Genomic DNA, 23,556 nt, shown 5'->3' with positions numbered 1-23,556 from the left:
TTATCTCCTTTGCGTTTCTCCAACAAAAAATCTATTACCTTTTTTGAATTAAGTTTTGGTGTAGTGTAATGTTGGTTTGATTTATCTCTCTAATGTTTTTGCAGAGATTCCTACGGAATGACAAAGTGTGTGTATTATCTTTATATCTGTTGTAATTGTCTGTCATGGTTTATACTAAAGTAATGGCATTCTCTTCTTCACTCAGTAAGAGTCTCAATAGTATAGGATTTCAATGGAATGAATGAGATGGGGTATAATTTAAAACAAAAGCCCTGCTGAAATTCAGCAGAGCTTTTATTGAATATAATTTAGTTGTGTTTATTATTTGCTTTTTAAAATTTCATTCTTTGAATTCTTACCGCATTTAAAATAGCCAGCAAGGCAACTCCTACATCGGCAAAAACAGCTTCCCACATAGTTGCCAGTCCTCCGGCACCCAAAACTAAAACCACGGCTTTTACAGCAAAGGCAAGGACAATATTCTGCCAAACGATCTTTTTAGTTTGTTTTCCGATATTGATAGCCATCGGGATTTTACTTGGTTTATCATCCTGAATCACGACATCTGCAGTTTCAATGGTGGCGTCACTTCCCAAACCTCCCATCGCAATTCCTACATCGCTTAAAGCCACTACAGGCGCATCATTCACTCCGTCTCCTACGAAAGCTACGGTTTGTTTTCTGGCTTTAATTTCTTTAACCTTATTGACTTTATCTTCAGGCAAAAGGTCTCCGAATGCATTGTCTATGCCCAACTGATCTGCTACATATTTCACAACAGTACTTTTATCACCGCTCAGCATTGTAGCTTTTACATTCATTTTATGCAGATTGTCTACGGTTTCTTTGGCATCTTCTTTTATGCTGTCCGCAATGGTGATATATCCTGCAAACTTTTTATCATAAGCCACTGCGATGACCGTGTACACAATATTGGCATGGTTAAGATCATAATTGATATTAAATTTATCCATCAGCTTAAAGTTCCCTACCAGAAGTTCTTTTCCGTTAATCGTAGCTTTGAGTCCGTGTCCTGCAATTTCCTCTACATTTTCTAATGGAATATTGTGGTTGACATCTCCTACATAATTGTGAATAGCTGTTGCCACGGGATGGGTACTTTTACTCTCAAGAACATTCACCATCTGAAGGATTTCCTCTTTATTAAATTCAGGAGCCATACTTACTTCCTGAACTTTGAATACGCCTTCTGTCATTGTTCCGGTTTTATCCATCACTACATTCTGAATTTCTGCAATGCTGTCCAGGAAGTTACTTCCTTTGAATAAAATTCCGTTTCGGCTAGCGGCACCAATTCCTCCAAAATATCCTAACGGAATAGAAATCACCAAGGCACAAGGGCAAGAAATCACAAGGAATATCAATGCTCTGTACAACCAGTCTCTGAACTGATAATCACTAACAAAGAAATAAGGCAGTAAGCAGATTCCAATGGCAAGAAATACAACGATAGGCGTATATACTTTAGCAAATTTTCTGATGAATAGTTCTGTAGGGGCTTTTTGAGCTGTTGCATTCTGAACCAGTTCAAGAATTTTACTCAGTTTACTGTCTTCATAGGCAGTATTTACTTTTACTAAGGCAATACTGTTCATATTGATCATCCCTGCAAGAACAACTTCACCTTTATTTTTGGTATCGGGTTTACTTTCTCCTGTTAAAGCTGCTGTATTGAATGAAGCTGAATCGGAAAGCAGTTCTCCATCGAGAGCCAGTTTTTCACCGGGTTTCAACTGAATAATATCACTGATTTTGGCTTCTTTTGCTTTTATCGTTTTGGGCTGATTATTTTCTATAATGGTGACCTCATCAGGACGCTGATCCAATAAGGCTTTTATATTTCCTTTGGCTCTGGTAACCGCCATAGACTGGAATACCTCTCCTACTGCGTAGAACAGCATCACCGCTACACCTTCAGGATATTCCCCGATGGCAAAAGCACCAATCGTCGCGATACTCATTAAAAAGAATTCTGAAAACACATCTCCCTTGATAATACTTTTATAAGCATCTTTCAATACCGGGAATCCTACAGGAATATAAGCTGCCAGAAACCATACCAGGCGTACCCAGCCTGTGAACCATGCAGGTTTTATATAGTTATCAAAGGCGATTCCCAATAATAAGATAACAAAGGATATAATGGCCGGAAGAAACATCTGAAAGACTGTCTGATCTCCTGAGTCGTGAGAATGATCATGGCCGTCGTGGTCATGGCCGTCTCCTTCTGCATGATTATGTTTGTGTCCTTTTGTATCTGGTTTTTCCGGGGTTGTACTACAGCATTTTTCCATAACTGAATATTTTTATACAAATGTAAAGGTGAGACTGATGCAATGCTATTGCAAACTTTCGAGACAATTTTCGCAGATTCCTTTGGCAAACAATCTTATTTCATCAATCCTGAAGTTGGTTTGTATGTTTTCAGGGAAGGAAATATCTTCTTTACAGGTGGTCTGCTTGCAAATTTTACAATAAAAATGGAGATGCCAGTCTTTATGTGTTTTTTCATCACAATCGTCTTCACATAACTTGTATTTTGTGGTGGTATTCTCCTGAATACTGTGAACAATTCCTTTTTCTTCAAAGGTTTTCAGTGTTCTGTAGATGGTGATTCTGTCAGCATTTTCAAAATGATTTTCTATCTCAGAAAGGGATAAAGCAGCTTCCTGAGAGCTTAAGAAATCATAGACCAAAATCCTCATGCTTGTGGGTTTGGTATTTTTATCAATGAGTTTGTGTTCTATATCTTTTTTCATTGTACGCTTTTAAAATTTTACAGATGTACTTCATTTTCTTCATAGCCTTCCTCTTCTATCTGAAAAGTTGTATGACTGATTTTAAAATTATTAACAGTAGTGTCTGTCAATGTTTTTAATAATTGATTCTGAGCATATGCCGCTTCTTTTACCACATGGGCACTCATGGCATTGACGCTTGATGTCAGTGACCATACGTGCAGATCATGAATATTTTTCACTCCCGGAGTTTGTTCCAGAGATTTACGAAGTTCATGAATATCAACATCTTTAGGAGTTCCTTCAAGCAAGACATTAATGGCTTCTTTCAACAGTCTCCATGTTCTTGGGAAGATCAACAATCCAATTGCGGCTGAGATCAGCGGATCAGCATAGTACCAGCCTGTCGTCAGCATAATTACTCCGGCAATCATTACTCCTACTGAAGTAAGCATGTCTGAAAGGACTTCAAAATAAGCTCCTTTCATATTGAGACTGCCTTCTGAGTCTTTTCTCAGGATCATCATTCCGACAATATTGACGATCAAACCGATTCCTGCTACAATCAGCATTGATTTACTTTGTACTTCCGGCGGATTTTGAAACCGCTTGTAAGCTTCAAACAAAACATAGATCGAAATCCCCAGCAATACAACAGCATTGATAACTGCTGCGAGTATTTCAGTCCGGTAATATCCGTAAGTTCGGGAAGGGTCTGCTTTTCTTTCTCCTATTTTGATGGCTATAAATGCCAGCAACAATCCTACCACATCCGTCAGCATATGAGCTGCATCTGCCAATAACGCAAGACTGTTGGTAACAATTCCTCCTATCACCTCAGCAATGAGATAGGTTCCGCTAAGGCAGAGTACGATAAGGAGGTTCTTTTTATGTCTGCTTCCTGCAGAAACTGTTTGTGTTGGTGTACTTTCCATAGGGTGTATGGTTTAATTACATTTCATAATAAGAGGTATTTTCTTTTTTAGGAGGAACATTCTGCTCACCAATCATTTGTCTGATATTAATCTCTATGGTTTGTGCCAGAGAAGTCATCGGAGTATCTACAGGGCTATTTTCAAAGGGATCCTGCATGATGATTGATGTTTTTTCAATTGCAATGAATGTTACCGGAACCAGGAAAGTAATCGCAATTTCAACCGCAAGCTGTGAATCATCAAGTCCAAACGGAAGTATCGCTGCAAAAACATAAATCAAAATATGGACTAAAACACTATAAGAACGTGGAAAAACCGTATTCTTCAGCCTCTCACATTTTCCCATACTGTCGCAAAGTCTTGTAATGATATCATTCAGCTGCATCTGCTGAAAATCGGTCAGTCCTTTGGAAGCAGCAATTTCTTTCAGCTGTCTGGAGTGTTCATCCAGAATAGCATTGGGAATATTCACTGCTTTAATCTTATGCTGATCGAGATATTGCTGAACTTTTTCAGAGAATGGCAATTTTCTGAGAGCTTCTCCCAGTGCGTAAGTCCAGATGATTTGTCTTTCGGCAAAATCTTTTACTGTCTTATCTTCTCCCGCCGGCATAAACTGGATGATTAACCTCACAAAAGTCCGGGAATCATTTACAATAGCTCCCCAAACGGTTCTGGCTTCCCACCATCTTTCGTAGGACTGGGAAGTACGGAAGGCCAATAGTAAGGATACTGCCGTTCCCAGCAATGCCGGAATATTCAAAGGCAGTGAAATTTTACGAAACCATGGCAACATATCCAAAAGACCGATGGCTACAGCGAATATTCCGATAAACAGAATTTGGCTTTTTATTTCACGGATGAAATACCAGACTGATATTTTTTTGTTTAATAACATAATCGGGTTATTTATTAAAATTAAAGGAGATCATCTTTATTTTCCCAGCCGCTTTTATTCAATAAAAAATTACGTAAACAGCTCTAATTTAAGGATTAAAATCGACATTTTACTGGTTCCGGCGGCTTTCATTAATGCTCGTGTTCCCCGGAATTCACAAGTTTCGCATTCACGAAAAATGCTCCTTTCACTACTATTTTTGCATTGTCTGGAATATTTCCTACCGGAGTTATCGCGGTATATCCCATATCGGAAGCTCCTTTTACCACTTCTATTTTCTCGAAGTTTAAGGCTTTCGGATGAGGTTTCCCTTTTTCTTCATGTTCTTCCTCTACTTTTTTATCAGTCTGAACAAATACAAAATATTTCCCATCTGCTTCTACAATGGCCTCTGTAGGAACTGCCGGGGTTGTACTTTTATCAAGACTTACAATTCCGGTGATATTCATTCCATCAATCAGGCCGGATTTATTTCCGATTACTTCGCAATGCATAGAGATGGTTTTGCTTTCATTTTCAAAAGAAGATCCTATGCTGTAAATTCTCGCATCATATTCTGTTTCCGGATTATTGGTGAGTTTAAAATGAACAATCTGCCCTACTCTCATTTTAGGAAGATCTTTTTCAAACACCTGAAGGTCGAGATGAATGGAACCGTTATCAATTACGGTTGCAACAGGAGAAGAAATATCTACATAGCTTCCAATCTGTGCTGTGATGCCGCTGATGGTACCACTGATAGGTGCTGTGATAACCAAACCTGATCTCATATTTCCATTGTTTACTTTCCCAGGGCTTATGCCCATCATCTGAAGCTGTTTTAACAGGGAAGCTCTTTTTGTTCTTAATGTTTTCAGTTCAGCATCAGCACTTTGAAGGTTTTTCTTGGCTCCTGCATCATTATCAAAAAGCTCTCTTTGTCTTCTGTATTCCTGTTCTGCATAAGTAATTCTGCTATTGGTTGTCAGATAATCTTCCTGAAGCTGAATGTATTCCGGATTGGCAATGGTAGCAATCACCTGTCCTTTTTTTACAATACTTCCTACCTGAATATTGATGGTCTTGATGATTCCTCCGTACAGGGAAGTGATGGTTGCTTTATTACTATTGGGAACACTCAGCAATCCATTTGCTTTGATGGTAGACGTAAGCTCTTTCATTTCTACTACTCCCAAAGCTACTCCCACAGACTTCATCTGATCTTCCGTGAGTGAAGCTATCGTTTGTGGAGCTTCTTCATGTGCCGCCTCTTTCTGTTCTGTTTTTTCAGGAGCTTTTTCTTCTGCAGCTTCTTTTTTTCCACAACTGGTTAGCAATAGTGAAATCAGGATAAAAGGAATGATATTATATTTGAGTTTCATAAGTAAAAATGTATTTTGTCTAATGCCGTATGCCATCGTTTTCATTGGTCTGGCAGAAAATTTTGTTAACAGCGCTTTCATATTATTTATTAATGATTGAATTGATGATTACAACAGATTGATTCACCTGCTGGATAGATTCCAGATATTTTAACTGAATATTGGTAGCCGTTTGCAGGGCAAAAAGATATTCTACATAAGAAATTTCCCCTGTTTTATATCCTAATTGGGCAGCCTTTACAATTTTCTCTGCATTGGGCAGTGTCTGGCTTGTATAATAATCATACTGCTGAATATCCTGCTGGTACTGACTAAAAGCGTTTTCCAATTGAGCAGCAAGTTGTTTCTTCTGCATTTTGGCATTGGTTTCCGCAACCTGTCTGTCATATTCCAATGCCTGAATTCTTGCTTTTGTTGCTCCAAAGGTCAAAGGAATTGCTACTCCCACTGTTGCCGACTGAAAACGTTTTCCTGAGTTATAAAAATTTTCCTGTCCGTTGATGGTATGAAGGCCTATCAAAGACTGATTGGTATATCCTAAGCTGAAATCAGGGAGTCCAAGAGATTTTTCAACTTTTTTATTTTTCTCAGCAATTTCCATTTCCTGATAAAAAGCTCTTACAGACGGGTTGTTGGCCACCACTGCACTGTCAAGTACATTTTCTGCTTTTAAAGGAACATAATCTTTATTAAACGGAACTTCAAAATCTTCTGAAGTGTTCATCAATGTCTTTAAATTCTTATAAGCATTATTCAGAAAGACTTCATTTTGTCTGAGCAGCAGATCAATTTCTCCCTTTTGGGTTTCTGCAGTACTAATTTCAATCTTTTTGATATCACCCGCTTTGAATCTTACGGTTGCAATTCTGATAAATTCCTCATAATATTTATCCAGACTGGTCAGTTGGGCTTTATTATACTGAAGATATTCAATCTGATAATAATAGGTACGAACCTGTTTTATCAGTTCATTCGCTGTGATTTCTTTATCAATCTGCTTGCTTTTAATATTCTCATTAATTACATCTTTTCTTGCTTTAAAAAGGGTAGGAAAAGGAATGCTCTGTGAAATGGCAAACGACTGGTCAAACTTCGGACTGTTGTATTGTCCCAGTTGAGCTTCAAAGCTTAATTTAGGAAGCTCTTTCGCAGTTGCCCTTAATACTTCCGCAGATTTAATGCTTAAATCTTTCGACTGTAAGGTTAAGTTATTATTGACTGCCTGTTCTACCGCCTGTTCTACAGAAACCGGTCTGGACTGCGCTTTAAAAGTTTGTCCCAGCATCATGAATCCTAAGACAAGAACTACTGTAAATGTTCCCGGATTATTGTTTTTTCTTTTCAAAATTTTTGTGTTAAAAATGATATACAGCATCGGCAAAACAAATAGCGTAAGGAAAGTAGCTGTTACCAAACCACCAATTACTACTGTGGCAAGAGGTTTCTGTACTTCGGCTCCGGCTCCGGTGGAAATAGCCATTGGTAAAAACCCTAATGAAGCCACTGTAGCGGTCATTAATACAGGTCTCAATCTGGTTTTTGTTCCTTCAAATACTCTTTTCAGAATATCTGTTTCACCTTCTTTTTCTAACTGGTTGAATGTTCCTATCAAAACAATTCCGTTCAGTACTGCCACTCCAAAAAGGGCAATAAATCCAATTCCGGCACTGATACTGAATGGCATATCTCTTATTAAAAGGGCAAATACTCCACCAATAGCACTCATAGGAATCGCAGTAAAAATCAATGCAGCTTGTTTGAATGAACGGAAAGTAAAATACAGCAGCATAAAAATAAGAAGCAATGAAACCGGAACAGCGATCATCAGACGTTTGCTTGCTTCCTGAAGGTTTTCAAACTGTCCACCATAGGTAAAGTAATATCCGGAAGGCAGTTTCACTTTATCCAGTTTTGCCTGAATATCTTTCACCACACTTTCTACATCACGGTCTTTTACATTAAATCCGATAACTATTCTACGTTTTCCCTGCTCACGGCTGATCTGTGCGGGTCCTAATTTGTAGCTTATATTTGCTACCTGCGATAGTGGAATCTGAGCTCCGGTAGCAGAAGTGATCATCAGATTATTCACATCCGAAATATCGGTTCTGTGAAGGCTATCCAGACGGACTACGAGATCAAAACGTCTTTCATTTTCAAAAACCTGTCCGGCAGCTTTTCCTGCAAAGGCTGTACTTACGGCATTATTGACATCTTCGATATTCAATCCATAATTAGCGATTCTTGTTCTGTCATATTGAACATTAATCTGCGGAAGACCGCTCACTCTTTCAATCTGAGGCGCAGTAGCCCCATCTACTGTCTGAATAATTTTCCCCACCTTATCTGCATACACGGCTAATGAATCAAGATTCTCTCCGAAAATCTTTACAGCAACATCCTGTCGGATTCCTGTCATCAATTCATTGAAACGCATCTGGATAGGCTGGTTTTTCTCAAAGAATACCCCTGGAATTGTTTCCAGTTTTTCACTGATCTCATCTGCCAGTTCGTCGTAAGATTTCTTGGTTTTCCATTCGCTTTGTGGTTTCAATACCACAATCATATCGGTTGCTTCAGGCGGCATAGGGTCTGTAGGAACTTCAGCGGAACCAGTTTTCCCGACTACCATTTTGACCTCATCAAACTGTTTGATAATTCTTGATGCCTGCATGGAGGTTTCTATACTCTGACTTAATGAGCTTCCCTGCGGTAAGATACAGTGAAATGCATAATCTCCTTCCTGCAGCTGAGGAATAAACTCACCACCCATATTTTTAAAAATAAACGCAGAGATAAGAAAGACTACAGCCGTTGCTGAAACAATTGCGTATTTCATTTTTATTGATTTCTGCAATAATGGCTGATAAATCTTTTGCAGGCTATTCATCATTTTATCAGAGAACGTTTCTTTATGAGATATTTTCTTAGATAAAAACAGGGCGCTCATCATTGGAATGTAGGTCAGGGATAAAATTAAAGCTCCTAAAATGGCAAATCCTACTGTTTTTGCCATTGGAGTAAACATTTTCCCTTCCACTCCGGCCAAAGTAAGAATCGGGATGTATACGATAAGAATAATGATTTCCCCGAAAGCAGCGCTGCTTCTGATCTTTGAGGCAGAAAGAAATACTTCTTCATCCATCTCAGACTGCGTTAATGCACGGGCAGATTTCCTTACTCCTAAATGATGCAAGGTGGCTTCTACAATAATTACCGCACCATCCACAATTAATCCGAAATCTATTGCCCCAAGGCTCATCAGGTTGGCACTTACTCCAAAAACATTCATCATTCCCAGCGCAAACAGTAAGGAAAGCGGAATAGCAGAAGCCACGATAAGCCCTGCCCTAAGGTTTCCAAGGAAAATTACAAGTACGAAAATAACGATCAGTGCTCCTTCAACAAGGTTTTTCTGTACAGTATTGATAGCTCTGTCTACAAGATCTGTTCTGTCCAGAAACGGTTCTATGATAACATCATTGGGAAGAGATTTCTGAATGGTAGGAATTTTTGCTTTGATATTGTTTACCACTTCATTACTGTTCGCTCCTTTCAGCATCATCACGACTCCACCTACGGCATCTACTTTTCCGTCATAGGTTAATGCACCGTAACGAACAGCACTTCCTAACCGAACATCAGCGACATCTTTGATAAAGATCGGAACGCTTCCTGTTTCATTTTTAACGGCTATGTTTTTGATGTCTTCAAGGGAGGTTACTAACCCTATCCCACGGATAAAATAAGCATTGGGCTTTTTATCAATATAAGCTCCTCCTGTATTCTGATTGTTTTTTTCAAGCGCTGTAAATATTTCAGTAATACTTGTTCCCATTGCTTTTAAACGATTGGGATCAATGGCCACTTCATATTGTTTTAATTCTCCTCCGAAACTGTTGATTTCTGCCACTCCCGGCGTTCCGTTCAGCTGTCTTCGAACGATCCAGTCCTGCATGGTACGGAGTTCTTTGGCATTGTATTTCTTTTCGCTTCCTTTTTTAGGGTGAAGAATATACTGATATACTTCTCCAAGGCCTGTACTTACAGGGGCCAGCTCAGGAGTTCCTACTCCTTTTGGAATTTCTTCCACTGCATTTTTCAGTTGTTCATTAATGAGCTGTCTCGCAAAGTACACATCTACATTTTCTTTGAACACCACTGTAATCACAGAGAGCCCGAATCTTGAAATACTTCTTGTCTCCTGAATATCGGGAACATTGGCAATACTTTGCTCAATGGGAAAAGTAACCAGCTGTTCTACTTCCTGTCCCGCCAATGTAGGACATACGGTAATGATCTGCACCTGATTGTTGGTGATATCCGGCACAGCATCTATTGGCAATCTGGTGGCACTCCACGTTCCCCAGATGATCAGTACCAGAGTCATCAACCCAATGATCACCTTATTTTTAATACTGAATTTTATGATTTTATCTAACACGATTTTTAGGTAATTTTTATTGAAAATGAATGCACACAGCATAAAATACTGCAGCAAAAATATCCTGAAAACCTCTGCAATGGTATTGCAAAGTTTCAAGCACAGTTAAGTATTAGAAAGCATAACTTTCTAAAAGTCAATAAAAATTAAATTTTAGGAGGCTGCCAGATAGGATTGTAGATCTGGTAGGCAAAGTCGTTTTTGTGAAATAAGATCTTCTTTGAAAAGTAAGCAGGGATCTGCTCAGGAATCTCCAATAAAGGATCCATTTTAAATGCTGAAACCGTCATCTGACAGCAGCTGCATGCACACAGTGGAGAACAGATATCTCCTTTTTCTGTAGAATGAACACCGTGAATACTTAATGAGATCTTATTATCTCCTGAATTCAACGGATGGGACGTATCTTCACATGGCATCAATGATAACGCCATGAAATAAAATGCAAGTATCCATCTTAAGAGGTTCATTGTTACAAAGGTAGAGATTTTTTCTAAAATGAATTATTCATATTAAGTATTTAACTAACATTCTTTATGTAAAAACCTATTCACAAATACATACCAAGGCCTTTATGATAAAAATAAAATTCATATCATTGAAAATAAAAATAACTCAATATCAAAAAGGGCACATATGAAAAATAATCACTTTTTTATCACCTGTTATTTGCTGATTATCATTAGTCTGATATCATGTGATAAGCAAAATACAATAAACCAGAATTCATCATTCATTTATAAAGATTTGACTGATACCTATGATTCAAAAACAAGTTTGTTTACACGAAACTATGATTCCGATTCAGCTACAATAAAGGTCAATTTAACCACAGAAGAAAAAGAGAAAATTCTGAAAACTTTTTCAGAAAATAGCTTTGAAAATCTTCCTTCTACAATTGATTGTTCTATATGGGGATATAATCCTAAAATTTATGACAGATTGAGTCTGAACAATATTAATGTAGAATATATTCACAATGCTGAAGAAGGATGGTTCTGCTATAATGGAAAAAAATTCGAAAGAATTAACAAAACTATACAGGATATTATCTTCAACAAAAATGAAGTGAAACAACTGAAACCTTCTACTATAGCATATGAATAAAAAATATATGATTATGATTAAATATATTTTTTCAATATTCTGCACGATGGTATTTCTAAGCAGTTACGGACAAAAACTATATAAAATTGAAAAAGATAAATATGGTGAACCTTTATTAAATGATAAGGCACAATATTCATTTAAAGAAGAACCAAGCGAAGAAGATCTAAAGGCAATAGATACCACAGCATATTATGTTCAGGTGTTTGAAGGGAGATCTTATAATAAAGAAGAGATGAAGAATCCAAGGATAATCATTTTTCATAAGAATGTTTTTTTTAAGAATGAATCACTTATGTATTTTGGAAAATTTGATATCCATAGAGGAAAAAACTCTGTTTATTATGGAGGAAAATATAGAATAAAAAATAATACTATTCAACTTGAACAATTTGGAAATTCTCCAGATTCAAAAAATTGGTATACAAGATATATAACTAAAGGTAAAATAAACAACAATAAAATTATTTTTAATGAAGGTTTAGTTGCTGTTTTTGAGAAAAGAAAAAATTTACCCATAAAATAGTAAATCAATAAAGCAGGTCAACAAATTGGAATAATTGGTTTTGGAAAGGTTATTTTTCAATGACTGATGAAAATAACTTTAAAAACAAAAACCACCGCAAAAGCAGTGGCTAAAAATCAAATCTAATTATAAGTATGTCCTCTTATAAGTTCGGGTTGTTTTCAGATTCTCTTTGTGGAATACTGAATAAATAATAATTACTATTGGATGTGAAAGCAGATTTATCCGGAAAATCGAGAACAGAATGCCCCCTACCATCTACTGTTTTCACCGTACCATCTGGTGTAGTAATCTGAACTTTTATCGGTTTGCCATCAGCATCTACAAACGGTTTTCTTACTACAGCTCCCTGCGTTCTGATAATATCTGAAAGGGAAAATCCCTCTCCAAATAATTCTTTTCTTCTTTCGACCAGGACTGCTGCTACAACCTCATTCTGTGATAATGAACCATTATAAATATTGGCATTTCTGGCAGATTTCAACTGATTCAGAACGGCTACTGCCTGAGAGACATTTCCAGTTCTGGCTTCAGCTTCAGCTTCAATCAGATACATTTCAGCAGCTCTCATATAAACGATATCTGCAATAAGGGTTGGTTTAAATTTAAACTTAGCATACCTCAGTAGTCCTTCCCTTCCTTTTTGTCCGTCCCATGAAAATAACTGGGATCTGATATCATTGCCATCAAAAAGATCTTTAAAATAAGGATCCGCCATAAAGCTGTAATAATAACTTCCTGATGAAGATACATCCAGATAATGGAAAGCATAACTTGCATCAGACTGTTCCTGCGTTTGCCCATGACCCCAAATCCATTCTGCATTGTTGATATCATTAAAGCCATCTTTATATTTTTCAGGAGCCATCAGAGGGAATCCTTCTCTTGCAATCTTCGCAGATGCTAAAGCTTTACTCCATTCACCTGTATTCAGGTAAGTTCTGGCCAAAAGCCCATTCACTACGGCACGGTTGATTTTATCCTTGTTATTTCTAGTATAAGTTTTCAACAGGTTATCTGCATCAGTAAGATCACTTTTAATCAAAGTATAAATTTCTTCAAGACTTGCTCTCTTCTTCCCTACTGTAGTTGTTGTAGATGGCTCAGTATAAATTGGAGCGGTCAATGCTGATTTGTCTTTAAGGTAGCTGAACTGATAAAAACTCGCCAGATTCAGATAACAGAAAGCACGCAATGCTTTAGCCTGACCTTTCACCTGATTCTTTTTCTCCTGACTTCCTTCTGTTCCATCAATTCTTGTAATCACATTGTTCATATTATTAATGGTGGAATACAACATCGTCCAGATAAATAAAGGTCTGCTTGCTGTACTGTTTACCATTTCAGTAAATGCATAGGTTGAAGCAAAACCATATTTATTAGTCAATACAGCCACATCACTTCCCATCGCATCACTGGCTCTTAAAACTGTGGAATACCCGATATTGGCATATGTTGTTCCGTCATTATTAAATTTTGCCCACGTACCGTTTACTACAGTTTCTGCACTTTCAGCTGTTTTGAAAACTTCTACGCTGCTAGCCTGATCAGTCGGAGCAGTATCCAGTTCACTTTCACAGCTTGTCAGCGACAAAAATCCGATAAGTGCAAACGATATGTATTTTAATTTTTTCATTGTTTCAATTTTAAAAGGTTAAAGAGTTGCCTGAAGCCCAAAAGTGATAGTTCTCATGGCAGGATATCTGTAATACGTTGTTCCGTCCAATGCCTGCTCAGGATCCATTCCTTTATGTTTATAGAAGGTCAGAAGGTTTTCTGCCTGGATATAAATTCTGAATTTCTTAAGTCCTATTTTCTCAAAATAATCCTCAGGAAGGGTATATCCTAAGCTTACATTTTTAAGTCTTGCATATGTTCCGGAGTAAAGGAATCTTGAAGATGTTGAGGTCCAGTTATTCGTTGTTGTACTTAATCCAGGAACATCCGTATAAGGATTTTCCAGAGTCCATCTGTTTAGCATTTCAGCGCTCCACGCACGTCCTCCTGCACTTCCGTTATGCATGATGGAAGTATAATCGGTATCTAAAATTTTTCCTCCGATTTTGAATGTCAGTAATCCTGAAAAATCAAAATTCTTATAGGTGATACTTGTACTGATTCCTCCTGTCAGTTTAGGCAAAGCTGAACCTTGTAAGAGCTTTGTGGCTTTTGAATATTCCGAAGTCGTTCCTTCTACTGAATTTCCGCTGGCATCGGTAGCAACTGTTTTCCACAAAGGCTTTCCATTACTTGGATCAACTCCAGCCCACTCCGGAATAAAGAAGTCGTATACTGAACCTCCTACTGTCAACAGCTTAGTTCCTACTACAAGAGAACCTCCGGGTAGTTTCGTTACCTTATTGTTTAAAGTACTCAGATTCACATCTACATTCCATTGGAAATTATCATTCTTAACGGGTGTTGTGAATAATGAAAATTCAAATCCTGTATTCTGAATGGTTCCGATATTCGCCGGATAATCACTGATTCCCAATGATGGTGCTACAGGCATATTAAACAAAAGGTCCTGACTTTTTCTTTTAAAATATTCGATATTTCCTTTAACTCTGTTATTCAGAATTGCGAATTCCAATCCTACATTTAAATTAAGGTTGGTTTCCCATTTCACATTATTGGTAGACGTTTTTTCCAGCGTTGTTCCCGGTTCTCCACCAAGGCTGATAAATCTGTACAACTCCTGATAAGCATAATAAAGCGGCTGCCCGTTGGGTCTAAGCAATTTATCATTCCCCTGACCTCCGTAGCTTGCACGCAATGTCAATTGGTTGAATACGTTTAAACTTTTAATAAATTCTTCATTGGAAATCTTCCATGAACCTCCTACTGACCAGAATCTTCCCCATCTGTTATCTTTTGCAAATCTTGAAGAGCTGTCTGCCCTTCCTGATGCAGATAAGAAATAGGTATTGTTGTAATCATACTCTACTTTTCCAAGGAAACTCAATAAACTCAATTTATTACTGTTTCCGCTGAAACTTCCCAGTAAAGAAGCGGCATCCGGCTCATAATAATAAGGCAGCGAGAACTGACTTCTTGTTCCGGAGATTGTCTGATAATCATATTTATAGAATTCGTGTCCTGCCAATGCATTGACATGATGTTTTCCAAACTTTTTATCATACGTCAGAATATTACTGGTGGTATAAGATAATGTTCTGGTATTGGTTTTCGTTACTGAACCTCCAATTTCAGCACCTTGCCCCAATAATGGATTTGAATAATAATGTCCGTTATAATTCACCAAATCAACAGAGAAACTCGTCTTGAATTTCAGTTCCGGTAAGAAAGTGAATTCCATGAATCCTTTCCCTGAAAAGTTATCTTCTTTATTCTCGTTTTTGTCTAATGGTAAGGTTGCAGCAGCATTCTGATTTTGAAGCGCATTCGTAGGTCTGTATTTTCCAAAATCATAAATCGGGTTTCCATCAGCATCCAAAATATAAGTTCCGTCAGCATTTCTTTCATAATAAGGATAGAATGAAGGAATAAATCTTGCCGCATTGATGATGTTACTGGCTTTGGAATCTGAAGAAGTAGGTGCCTGCTGAATACTGTTTGTATAACTTAAGTTCACCCCAACATTCAGCCATTTTTTAACTTCAGAATTGATCTTTAATCGGGTATTATATCTTTTATATCCCGATTCAATTGCCATTCCTTTATCATCCAGATACCCCAGAGAGAAGAAATAATTACTTTTCTCACTTCCTCCGCTGATATCAAGATCCACCTGATTTCTTGAAGCCACTCTCTGCAAGATATCTCTCCAGTCATCATTCCAAAGTGGTGATGCGCCAGGTAATAGTTTTCCATCTGTACCTACCGGTTTTGGATAAGTTGTCCCATATGGATTAATCCCCAGTGAAGAAACAAGGTTGTCTGTTGCCATCTGAGCTGCCTGCTGAGAAGAAACTTTTCCGGATTGATATCCATTTCTCAATGCTTCCCAGTACAGTTGAAAATACTGATCTGTATTTACCTGTTCATAATCTTTTACGGCTCTTCCGGAGAATCCCTGACTGATATTAAAATTAACTCTGGCCTCTCCTTTTTTACCTGATTTTGTAGTAATGATAATAATTCCGTTTGCTCCCCTTGAACCATACAAAGCACTTGCTGTAGCATCTTTCAAAACACTGATTGATTCAATATCGCTTGGGCTGATAGAGTTCAGGTTTCCATCGAAAGGAATTCCGTCTACAACGTATAAAGGATCACTGGAAGCACTGATTGAGCCAATTCCTCTGATTCTGATAGTAGAAACAGCACCTGGCTGGCCTGATGCACTGGTAGTCTGAATCCCTGCAACCTGTCCTTCTAATGCTTTCGTAATATTCGTTACAGGTCTGTTATTGATTTTATCACTGGAAATTGTAGCTACGGAACCGGTATAGCTGTTTCTTTTCGCTTTTCCGTAAGCTACCACTACTACTTCATCAATCTCTTTTTCATGAAGGCTATCTTTTTTCGGCTTGGAATTCTGTGCATTTACACTGATAATTCCCAGAAAAAAAGCAGCAACGGGAGGTATCCAAGCTTTAGAATTAAATAAATTTTTACTAATCATAATCAATTTTATTTATCATATATTAAAATTTAGCCCTTTGCAGAAAAGTCAGCAAAGGGCATCGATAAATACGATAAAACAAATGCTTATTTTTCCTTAAAAGGCTGAACGTAACACCTTGCCCAATGGGTAGGTTGTTAAGACTTCACAGGGTCAGTTCCCTCCATCTTTCTTTATAAGCCGATCGAAATATGTTTGCAAAGCTAAAAACTTTTAGTCTACAAAACAAGTAGACTTATTTATTTTTCATGATAAATTTTTAATAATTAACATAAAATTTTAATAAAACTCATTACAACAAGGAGTTGCAGTCGTTATCATTTATTCAAACATGACAAATATCATTATTAATAATTCAATGGAATAAATATTTGAGGAGACCTTAATTTTTGTATTATTAATTGAAAAAACTTTTTAATTTTATAGTATGAAAGTTTTGATCATCAACGGCCCTAACCTCAATCTGTTAGGCACAAGAGAACCGGAAATTTATGGAAATGTTTCCATGGAAAGTTATTTGGAAAATTTAAAATCCGAGTTTCAGTCTCATGAAATACAGTATTATCAGTCCAATATTGAGGGCGAGCTTATCAACAGACTTCAGGAGGATAATTTTGATGCAGTGGTGATTAACCCGGGAGCATTTACCCATTATTCTTATGCTATCGCTGATTGTTTGAAGAATATCCGCAAGCCAAAAGTAGAAGTACATATCAGCAATATATACAAAAGAGAAGAATTCCGCCAGAAATCTGTGACGGCAGCGAATACAGATGCTGTTTTATCCGGCTTTGGAATGGATGGGTACAGATTGGCTTTATTGAGCCTGAAGTAATTTCATAACTTAAATATTCCTACAGATTTCTACAGATAATTAAGGAAAGTAAGAAAATAATTGATGAAGATAAAGGATAAGATTTATTGTAAAATCATTGGGCCATATTCCGGACAATTAACGAAGAGAAAATCTTATATTATCGAAGAAATCAACGTTGAAAATATAAAAGTCTGGAATAATGAGGGAAAACTTAGGTGGTATTCAAAGTTGTATTTCAGTGCAGACAATGAACCGGAAATCATTTCTATTAACATAGATGATCCAATAGAAAATATTGAATCTGATGCCATAGAAGTAACTATTACCTTTTCCAACAAAGTAAAATACTGGATGACCTTCGCTACTCCAAAGTATTTAGATAAGATATTGGACGAAGAATCTTACTTTTCTTCAAAACATTTTATGATCATAAAACATTTAACTGAAGAATCAATCAAATCAACGGTCTTAAAACTTGATGAACAGAATGAGTTGATTGAAAACTGTAAAAAATATTAATAAAAAAGCCTCATCTGTGATGAGGCTTTTTATGTTATAGAGAACTATTAGATGGTCTGTTCCTGTAATTGAGGTCCTGAAGCAACTAATTTCTTACCTTCTTCAGTATCACAATACTGCTCAAAGTTTTTGATATATCTTGAAGCAAGATCTTTTGCTTTTTCTTCCCATTCTGAAGCGCTTTCATAGGTATCTCTAGGATCTAAAATACCTGTAGAAACGTTTGGCAATTCAGTAGGAATCTCAAGATTCATGATTGGAACCTGAGTTTTTGGAGCATTATCGATAGATCCGTCAATGATTGCATCAATGATTGCTCTTGTATCTTTCAGAGAAATTCTCTTTCCAGTACCATTCCAACCTGTATTTACCAAATATGCTTTAGCTCCGTGCTCTTGCATTTTACCGATCAATGTTTTAGAATACATTGTTGGGTGTAATGTAAGGAATGCTTCACCAAATGCAGGTGAGAAAGATGGCTGAGGTTCTGTAATTCCTCTTTCTGTTCCAGCTAGTTTTGATGTATAACCGCAAAGGAAGTGGTATTGAGCCTGATCTTCATTCAAGATGGAAACCGGAGGAAGTACTCCGAATGCATCTGCTGAAAGATAAACAATCTTCTTAGCATGACCTGCTTTAGAAGGCAATACAATTTTGTTGATATGATAAATTGGATAAGAAACTCTTGTATTCTCAGTGATTGATCCGTCTGTATAATCTGCTACTCCATTGTTCACAACAACGTTTTCAAGAAGTGCATCTCTTTTGATGGCAGCAAAGATATCCGGTTCTTTTTCTTCAGATAAGTCGATAACTTTAGCGTAGCATCCACCTTCATAGTTAAATACTCCGTTGTTATCCCAACCATGTTCGTCATCACCAATAAGATATCTTTTCGGATCTGCAGACAGAGTCGTTTTTCCTGTACCTGAAAGACCAAAAAATAAAGCTACATCACCTTTTTCTCCTACGTTAGCAGAACAGTGCATTGAAGCCATACCTTTTAATGGAAGGTAATAGTTCATCATGGCGAACATCCCTTTTTTCATTTCACCTCCGTACCATGTACCTCCGATGATCTGTAGTTTTTCAGTAAGGTTGAACATGATGAAGTTTTCAGAATTCAATCCTTGAGCTTCCCAGTTAGGGTTTATTGTTTTAGAACCGTTGATTACTGTGAAATCAGGCTCTCCAAAGTTTTCAAGCTCATAGTGAGAAGGGCGGATAAACATATTAGTAACAAAATGCGCCTGCCATGCTACTTCAACGATAAATCTTACTTTAAGTCTCGTATCTGCATTCGTTCCGCAGAATGTATCTACTACATAGATCTTTTTAGATTCAGCAAGCTGGTTCAGCACTAGTTCTTTACAAGAACCGAAAATTTCTGCAGTAGTAGGTAAGTTTACTTTACCATCCCAGAAAATTGTATCTCTTGTAACATCATCCTGAACAATATATCTGTCTTTAGGTGAACGACCTGTGAAAATTCCTGTTTTTACTGACACCGCGCCAGATTCCGTAAGTTCAGCTTTCTCAAATCCCTGATTTTCAGAAGAAACTTCAGCCTGGTATAATTCTTCATAAGAAGGATTATACACTACTTCATAGTTTCCTTTAATCCCCAATTTCTCTAAATCCTGGATGATTTTAGTGTTTTTCATTTTACTTATATTTTCTATTTCTTTATTGACTTCAACAAAAATAATATTAATTATTTGTTAAAGGTGGTTTAAATATACTGATATAAGTCAGAATGGCAAATAAAAAAACAGGATTGTAATAATCTGATTACAAGTCAATTATATTTTCCCATTCAAAAACCGAAGGAAAACCTTTCTCCCAAAAATAGTTCTTATAGCCCCCAAATTTGGCACTCATTACAAAATCTCCGCCCCATGCCCCTAAACTTTTGACAAAAGAAGGGCAATCTGAGAACAGTTTCTCTTTAACTGTGGAAATTTCAAGAAAATTAGCAATTTTATGTTCATGAACCATCATTAATTCAGAAAAATTTTCCAATTCATTACATAACAATATTTTTTTTGTAAGATCAGAAAATTCATTAACCAATTCCGGAGACTTCTTTTTTGACTTGTAAAAATTGATTCCTTCTCTGCTATCCTGTTTCTGATTTAAGTGAATAAAAATCAGTTCATTTTTAAAAGAAGGATTGAAATTAACCTTTTCATATTTTATTTCAGGTTTACTTTGGAAAAGAACGGCAGCCTTTTCTTTCGCCACCGCAATATCGTATCCACTGCCTCCTAAACTGATTGTATTAAGATAAAACGGGTCTATTCCGGCCCATTCTGCAAGATTATTCATCAGAGTAGAGCTGCTTCCAAGTCCGTAATCTGCCGGAAACTGAAGATTGGTTTTTAAATGATAAGTAAGATCAGTTTTGAATTTACTATTAGAAAGCTGCTGAACATTTTGTAATGTTTTGGTAATAAATTCAGCACTTGATGGAATATTGGTTTCCAGGATCTGCCAGGTTTTATAATCAATGACAGCCTTCAACCATAGTGTATTCTGATGATAGGCTTCCCAAAGAATAAGGGATTTTCCATCTTCTTTTTCTTCAAAGAAAAACTCTTGTCCCAGCTTGGTAGGTACCGCTAAGACAAGAGCTCCGTCTATTGCGAAATATTCTGAAGTAAGCATAAGCTTGCCCGGTGAAAATATCGCGCTCATATTTTTTGTTTAGATTGCAGAAGTAGCTTCTACTGATCCGTCAATTTTTTTGATCAATCCCTGAAGGGTTTTTCCTGGGCCTACTTCTACGAAATTAGAGGCACCGTCTTTAATCATATTCTGAACAGATTGTGTCCATTTTACAGGACCGGTAAGCTGAGCGATCAGGTTCTGTTTGATCTCATCAGGATTGGTTACCGCTGTTGTCGTGATATTCTGGTATACAGGAATGGTTGCTTTTCTGAATTTTGTTTTTTCGATAGCTGCGGCCAGTCTTTCTTGTGCAGGCTGCATCAATGGAGAATGGAAAGCTCCATTTACTGGCAATAGCAATGCTCTTTTAGCACCTGCTTCTTTCAGTTTGGCGCAAGCTTCTTCTACTGCAGGAGTTTCACCGGAAATTACCAATTGTCCTGGACAGTTATAGTTGGCAGGAACAACAATACCGCTGATCTGTGCACAAATTTCTTCAACCTTAGCATCGTCTAATCCTAAGATCGCTGCCATAGAACTTGGATTGGCATCGCAAGCTTCCTGCATAGCCTTTGCTCTTTCAGAAACTAATTTCAAACCGTCATCAAAGGATAAAACTCCGTTGGCAACTAAAGCTGAAAACTCTCCTAAAGAGTGTCCTGCTACCATTTCAGCACCAAGACCATTTACGGCTTTTAATGCTGCTACTGAATGTATAAATATTGAAGGCTGGGTAACCTCTGTTTTCTTAAGATCCGCATCCGTACCGTTAAACATAATGGAAAGAATGTCGAAACCTAAAATTTCATTGGCAGATTCCATCAGATCTTTAATATCTTTTCTAGAATCATACAATTCTTTTCCCATTCCTACGAACTGAGAACCCTGCCCTGGAAATACAAGTGCTTTCATGTATTGAATTAAATATTATGCAAATATAACTATAATGTTAACAATATTCTTTTAAACAGCTATAAATCATTTAAGGTACTAACCTGATTACTCTATAACCAGTATTTACATAAGCACCATTAGCTTTAGATTTTACAAACTCAAATTTGGTAGCAAGCTGAGTCTGAACTTTATTCATCTGTTTAAATATCTCTCCTTTTTTATTTTCTCTGGTTAACATGTCGTTGACAACATCAAAACCTACGATAGCATATTTTGGTGGAGTTTTGCAGTATTTGCTTTTATAAGCAGCCAGAATTTCTTTTTCAAAATTACCGTCTGTATTAATCTTTCTATCCATCAGATAGACCAGGCTTGCCTGGCTCAGTTCGTCTACTCTCTTCTCAAAAACCGGAGAATAGAACATACTGAAGGCTTTTATTCCCTGAACTTCTTTAGACATCGCAATCATTCTGTTAGCAAAAGCATCTCCTGCAGCATTATCATCATTCGCTAAAATAGCAATAACCGGTGCAGACTGTCCTGTCATCATATTCTGATCCGGCTGGATATCTGCCGGGGAATTAACAATAATAATATTAGGATTTTTCACCGCTTTTTCAAGTCCTGCTTTGATATAATTGGCATCTTCTTTTTTAGCATCTGCCACTATATATATTTTCTGATCAGAATAAATTCCTTTTACTTCTTCTACAATCTTATCAGCATAGGTCTGATTGTTTGTTTCAACAATAATAAGATTGCTGTAGTTATAAAGTTCCGGAGAGTTGGCAAATGGTGCTACAACCGGGATTTTCTGATTTTTAGTAAAATCAAGAACATCAATTACATTGGATTTAAAGAAAGGTCCAATAATAAGATCTGTATTATCAGGATTAATCTGCGTTAAAGAATTTTTGAACGAAGCTTCATTTCCTGAATCTACAACTTTGATATCCAGTTTCTGTCCTCCTCTTGCATTTCTTTCAATAGCAAGTTTAGCTCCTGTCAAAAAGTCAAGCGCCATTCCTCTGTATTGGGTTTCGTTAGTACTGTACCCGAAAGGAAGCATTAAGATAACACTTAAAGCATCACCGTTTTTCTTCACGTATGCTGCATCCTGCTTTTTGATTTTTAGAACCATTCCAGTCTTCAAACCATGTGAAAGATCCGGGTTAAGAGCGATAAGTTCATCAATAGAAACACCGAATTTATTAACGATAGAGAATACTGTATCTCCCTGCTGAACTGTATAGGTTACATAATCATCACCTACTGCAACATTGGAAGCAGCGGTTGATTTTTCGTTCCCGGAATCCATTTTTGCTTTTGGATTTGCAGTTTCTGTAACGGTATCAGTATTGGCAGTCGTGTTTGTTCTTTTTATTTTAATGGTATCCCCAGGTTTCAGTCCTTTTTCTTCCAATCCTGGATTTAAAGCATATAGGTCCTGCTGGCTGATGCCAAACTGCTTTGTAATTCTGTAATAATTATCTTTAGCCTGGATAACATAAGATTCTCCTTCTGCAGGGGTAGTTGTTGTTTTTTTTTCTACTGGAGTTTCAGTATGTTTTTCTGTGGTAACGGCCTGTTGCTCTCCTCCATATTTTTTAATGCTGGCAAGAGGTAAGGTAATTTCATCTCCGATCTTCATGTGAGAATCCAATTCAGGATTCAGTTTTCTCAGATCAGTTTCAGAAATTCTGTATTGTTTTGTAATGCCATAGATCGTTTGTTTTGGCAGTAAAACAATTTTCCCAAGAGAAGAAACACTTGTTGTTGAAGTTGCTTTTTCTGTTGGAACTGCTTTTGTCACAACCGCAGTGGCTGCTTTATCTGATTTTATAGTTAAAACATCACCGATCGCCAATTTGCCATCTTTATGTTTTGGGTTTAGCTTCAGCAATTCATCTACAGTCATTCCATACTTTTTGGCAATGTTGTAAGGGTTGTCACCTTGCACAACCGTATGTGATTTCTGGGCTGAAACTCCCAAAACCATACATAAACTGGATAGAATAAAAAACCTCTTTATCATATT

The 23,556-nt window shown here is 37.0% G+C and carries 17 protein-coding genes and 1 riboswitch; of the genes, 4 read left to right on the top strand and 13 right to left on the bottom strand.

Annotated elements, in window-relative coordinates; translation table 11 throughout:
- Positions 1 to 332: 332 nt before the first annotated feature.
- From REB14_RS14595 to REB14_RS14565, 7 genes are all read right to left on the bottom strand, one after another.
- Positions 333 to 1,982: a heavy metal translocating P-type ATPase gene (locus tag REB14_RS14595; protein WP_425248767.1), complete on the bottom strand. Its 1,650-nt coding sequence runs from the start codon at positions 1,980 to 1,982 to the stop codon at positions 333 to 335.
- Between the two features lie 378 nt (positions 1,983 to 2,360).
- Positions 2,361 to 2,780, bottom strand: a complete 420-nt coding sequence (locus REB14_RS14590) for a Fur family transcriptional regulator (protein ID WP_034691375.1) — start codon at positions 2,778 to 2,780, stop codon at positions 2,361 to 2,363.
- 17 nt (positions 2,781 to 2,797) lie between these two features.
- Positions 2,798 to 3,694 carry a cation diffusion facilitator family transporter gene (locus REB14_RS14585; protein WP_309522518.1) on the bottom strand — a complete coding sequence of 299 codons (897 nt, stop codon included), beginning with the start codon at positions 3,692 to 3,694 and terminating at the stop codon, positions 2,798 to 2,800.
- A 16-nt stretch (positions 3,695 to 3,710) separates the two neighbouring features.
- A complete protein-coding gene (locus tag REB14_RS14580) occupies positions 3,711 to 4,592 on the bottom strand; it encodes a bestrophin family protein (protein WP_309522517.1) in 882 nt (293 codons plus the stop codon).
- A gap of 131 nt (positions 4,593 to 4,723) precedes the next feature.
- Complete coding sequence (locus tag REB14_RS14575; protein WP_309522516.1) at positions 4,724 to 5,953, bottom strand: efflux RND transporter periplasmic adaptor subunit; 1,230 nt, start codon at positions 5,951 to 5,953, stop codon at positions 4,724 to 4,726.
- 82 nt (positions 5,954 to 6,035) lie between these two features.
- Positions 6,036 to 10,397, bottom strand: a complete 4,362-nt coding sequence (locus tag REB14_RS14570) for a CusA/CzcA family heavy metal efflux RND transporter (RefSeq protein WP_309522515.1) — start codon at positions 10,395 to 10,397, stop codon at positions 6,036 to 6,038.
- A gap of 146 nt (positions 10,398 to 10,543) precedes the next feature.
- On the bottom strand, positions 10,544 to 10,867 hold the full coding sequence (locus REB14_RS14565) for a DUF6660 family protein (RefSeq protein ID WP_309522514.1): 324 nt from the start codon (positions 10,865 to 10,867) through the stop codon (positions 10,544 to 10,546).
- A gap of 166 nt (positions 10,868 to 11,033) precedes the next feature.
- On the opposite strand from REB14_RS14565, the gene REB14_RS14560 reads away from it, so the two are divergent.
- Positions 11,034 to 11,504, top strand: a complete 471-nt coding sequence (locus tag REB14_RS14560; protein ID WP_309522513.1) for a hypothetical protein — start codon at positions 11,034 to 11,036, stop codon at positions 11,502 to 11,504.
- Positions 11,505 to 11,517: 13 nt separating this feature from the next.
- Positions 11,518 to 12,030: a hypothetical protein gene (locus REB14_RS14555; protein ID WP_309522512.1), complete on the top strand. Its 513-nt coding sequence runs from the start codon at positions 11,518 to 11,520 to the stop codon at positions 12,028 to 12,030.
- A gap of 142 nt (positions 12,031 to 12,172) precedes the next feature.
- Here the strand turns inward: REB14_RS14555 and REB14_RS14550 are convergent, their stop codons facing one another.
- Both REB14_RS14550 and REB14_RS14545 read right to left on the bottom strand, forming a co-directional pair.
- The gene (locus REB14_RS14550; RefSeq protein WP_309522511.1) at positions 12,173 to 13,666 is read right to left on the bottom strand and encodes a RagB/SusD family nutrient uptake outer membrane protein; all 1,494 of its coding nucleotides are present in this window, start codon (positions 13,664 to 13,666) and stop codon (positions 12,173 to 12,175) included.
- Positions 13,667 to 13,684: 18 nt separating this feature from the next.
- Positions 13,685 to 16,618, bottom strand: a complete 2,934-nt coding sequence (locus REB14_RS14545; protein WP_309522510.1) for a SusC/RagA family TonB-linked outer membrane protein — start codon at positions 16,616 to 16,618, stop codon at positions 13,685 to 13,687.
- An 83-nt stretch (positions 16,619 to 16,701) separates the two neighbouring features.
- Positions 16,702 to 16,800: riboswitch (SAM riboswitch) on the bottom strand.
- 245 nt (positions 16,801 to 17,045) lie between these two features.
- Here REB14_RS14545 and REB14_RS14540 point away from each other — a divergent pair.
- Together REB14_RS14540 and REB14_RS14535 are read left to right on the top strand one after the other, a co-directional pair.
- Positions 17,046 to 17,453, top strand: a complete 408-nt coding sequence (locus tag REB14_RS14540; protein WP_079240181.1) for a type II 3-dehydroquinate dehydratase — start codon at positions 17,046 to 17,048, stop codon at positions 17,451 to 17,453.
- 63 nt (positions 17,454 to 17,516) lie between these two features.
- Positions 17,517 to 17,954, top strand: a complete 438-nt coding sequence (locus REB14_RS14535) for a hypothetical protein (protein ID WP_079240180.1) — start codon at positions 17,517 to 17,519, stop codon at positions 17,952 to 17,954.
- Positions 17,955 to 18,001: 47 nt separating this feature from the next.
- On the opposite strand, the gene pckA is transcribed toward REB14_RS14535, so the two are convergent.
- From pckA to REB14_RS14515, 4 genes are all read right to left on the bottom strand, one after another.
- A complete protein-coding gene (pckA, locus tag REB14_RS14530; protein WP_079240179.1) occupies positions 18,002 to 19,618 on the bottom strand; it encodes a phosphoenolpyruvate carboxykinase (ATP) in 1,617 nt (538 codons plus the stop codon).
- 127 nt (positions 19,619 to 19,745) lie between these two features.
- The gene (locus REB14_RS14525; protein WP_309522509.1) at positions 19,746 to 20,651 is read right to left on the bottom strand and encodes a GYDIA family GHMP kinase; all 906 of its coding nucleotides are present in this window, start codon (positions 20,649 to 20,651) and stop codon (positions 19,746 to 19,748) included.
- Between the two features lie 9 nt (positions 20,652 to 20,660).
- A complete protein-coding gene (gene fabD / locus REB14_RS14520) occupies positions 20,661 to 21,536 on the bottom strand; it encodes an ACP S-malonyltransferase (RefSeq protein WP_079240177.1) in 876 nt (291 codons plus the stop codon).
- 70 nt (positions 21,537 to 21,606) lie between these two features.
- Positions 21,607 to 23,553, bottom strand: coding sequence for a LysM peptidoglycan-binding domain-containing protein (locus tag REB14_RS14515; RefSeq protein ID WP_309522508.1), 1,947 nt, complete (start codon positions 23,551 to 23,553; stop codon positions 21,607 to 21,609).
- Positions 23,554 to 23,556 lie beyond the last annotated feature (3 nt).

This window comes from Chryseobacterium metallicongregator (genome assembly GCF_031324065.1).
Lineage (GTDB): Bacteria > Bacteroidota > Bacteroidia > Flavobacteriales > Weeksellaceae > Chryseobacterium > Chryseobacterium metallicongregator.
This window is presented reverse-complemented; position numbering and strand designations above follow the sequence as displayed.

What these genes read in the sequence shown, in the direction of transcription:
- REB14_RS14595 (WP_425248767.1), bottom strand. Translation starts at nt 1,982, where the DNA reads ATGAGTATCGCGACGATTGGTGCTTTTGCCATCGGGGAATATCCTGAA.
- REB14_RS14590 (WP_034691375.1), bottom strand. Translation starts at nt 2,780, where the DNA reads ATGAAAAAAGATATAGAACACAAACTCATTGATAAAAATACCAAACCC.
- REB14_RS14585 (WP_309522518.1), bottom strand. Translation starts at nt 3,694, where the DNA reads ATGGAAAGTACACCAACACAAACAGTTTCTGCAGGAAGCAGACATAAA.
- REB14_RS14580 (WP_309522517.1), bottom strand. Translation starts at nt 4,592, where the DNA reads ATGTTATTAAACAAAAAAATATCAGTCTGGTATTTCATCCGTGAAATA.
- REB14_RS14575 (WP_309522516.1), bottom strand. Translation starts at nt 5,953, where the DNA reads ATGAAACTCAAATATAATATCATTCCTTTTATCCTGATTTCACTATTG.
- REB14_RS14565 (WP_309522514.1), bottom strand. Translation starts at nt 10,867, where the DNA reads ATGAACCTCTTAAGATGGATACTTGCATTTTATTTCATGGCGTTATCA.
- REB14_RS14560 (WP_309522513.1), top strand. Translation starts at nt 11,034, where the DNA reads ATGAAAAATAATCACTTTTTTATCACCTGTTATTTGCTGATTATCATT.
- REB14_RS14555 (WP_309522512.1), top strand. Translation starts at nt 11,518, where the DNA reads ATGATTAAATATATTTTTTCAATATTCTGCACGATGGTATTTCTAAGC.
- REB14_RS14550 (WP_309522511.1), bottom strand. Translation starts at nt 13,666, where the DNA reads ATGAAAAAATTAAAATACATATCGTTTGCACTTATCGGATTTTTGTCG.
- REB14_RS14545 (WP_309522510.1), bottom strand. Translation starts at nt 16,618, where the DNA reads ATGATTAGTAAAAATTTATTTAATTCTAAAGCTTGGATACCTCCCGTT.
- REB14_RS14540 (WP_079240181.1), top strand. Translation starts at nt 17,046, where the DNA reads ATGAAAGTTTTGATCATCAACGGCCCTAACCTCAATCTGTTAGGCACA.
- REB14_RS14535 (WP_079240180.1), top strand. Translation starts at nt 17,517, where the DNA reads ATGAAGATAAAGGATAAGATTTATTGTAAAATCATTGGGCCATATTCC.
- pckA (WP_079240179.1), bottom strand. Translation starts at nt 19,618, where the DNA reads ATGAAAAACACTAAAATCATCCAGGATTTAGAGAAATTGGGGATTAAA.
- REB14_RS14525 (WP_309522509.1), bottom strand. Translation starts at nt 20,651, where the DNA reads ATGAGCGCGATATTTTCACCGGGCAAGCTTATGCTTACTTCAGAATAT.
- fabD (WP_079240177.1), bottom strand. Translation starts at nt 21,536, where the DNA reads ATGAAAGCACTTGTATTTCCAGGGCAGGGTTCTCAGTTCGTAGGAATG.
- REB14_RS14515 (WP_309522508.1), bottom strand. Translation starts at nt 23,553, where the DNA reads ATGATAAAGAGGTTTTTTATTCTATCCAGTTTATGTATGGTTTTGGGA.